At 63.2% G+C, this 1,078-nt stretch carries 1 protein-coding gene; it reads left to right on the forward strand.

Annotation, left to right across the window (positions count from 1 at the left end; genetic code table 11):
- Window positions 1–1,078, forward strand: a 1,078-nt coding sequence (locus ABIE04_RS17735; protein WP_354553274.1) for an RHS repeat-associated core domain-containing protein, incomplete at both ends; no start/stop codon positions are given.

Raw genomic sequence — 1,078 nt, forward strand, 5'->3', positions numbered from 1 at the left:
TCGCGGGGCGCGGCTTCACCCTCGGCAGCACGACCTACGCCCTGGGTTACAGCCACGACGCGATGGGCCACGTCACCACCGTGAACTACCCGGACGGCAACCAGGCCAACTACACCTATACCGATGGCGTGGTATCAGGGGTGTCGCTCACGATGGGCGGCACCACGATCAACGGCGCCACCGCCATCACGTATCGGCCCGGGGATCGAGCGATGGCGGGATGGACGTCCAGCAATGGCCTGGTCAATACCTTGAGTTACGACACCGATGGGCGGCTGACGGGGATCAGTGTGCCTGGCAAGCAAAGTCTCGGCTTCACCTACGACGATGCCGATCGCATCACCCAGATCGCCAACGGCATCGATGGCAGCCTGACCCAGAACTTCGGCTATGACGCCATGTCGCGGCTGGTCTCGGTGTATTCCGGAGCCGACAATGAGAGCTTCCAGTACGACGCCAACGGCAACCGCCTCGCGCAGACGGGTACGATCGATACGGTCAGCGCCAGCAGCAACCGCCTGGTCAGTTCCGGCAACACGCAGTACGGCTACGATGCGATGGGCAATACCACGACGGTCAATGCCACACCGACCTACCACTACGACGCCTTCAACCGGATGGACAGCGCGGGCGGCATGGCCTACTACGTCAACCCCGAAGGGCAGCGGCTGCGCAAGACGGGCACGGCGGGGACGACCTGGTTCGCCCCGGCCCAGGGTGGCAGCCTGCTGGCGGAAAACCCGAGTGGCGCCTGGGTCGACTATGTCTGGCTCAACGGCCGGCTGATCGGGCGCATGGCAGGCGGCCAGGTCTATGCCATCCACGACGATCAGGTGGGGCGTCCTGAGGCGGTGACGGATGCGAGCCAGAATGTCGTGTGGCGGGCGCAGAACTTCGCGTTCACGCAGAACGTCATCGTCGCCAACGTGACCTTTAACCTGGGCTTTCCGGGGCAGTACTACGATGCAGAGACGGCGGCTTGGAACAATGGGTTCCGGGATTACAAGTCGGAGCTGGGGCGGTATCTGGAGAGTGATCCGATCGGACTTGGTGGTGGTATCAATACCTATGCCTATGT

Source organism: Rhodanobacter soli (genome assembly GCF_040548735.1).
In the GTDB taxonomy this organism is placed as follows: Bacteria; Pseudomonadota; Gammaproteobacteria; order Xanthomonadales; family Rhodanobacteraceae; genus Rhodanobacter; species Rhodanobacter soli_A.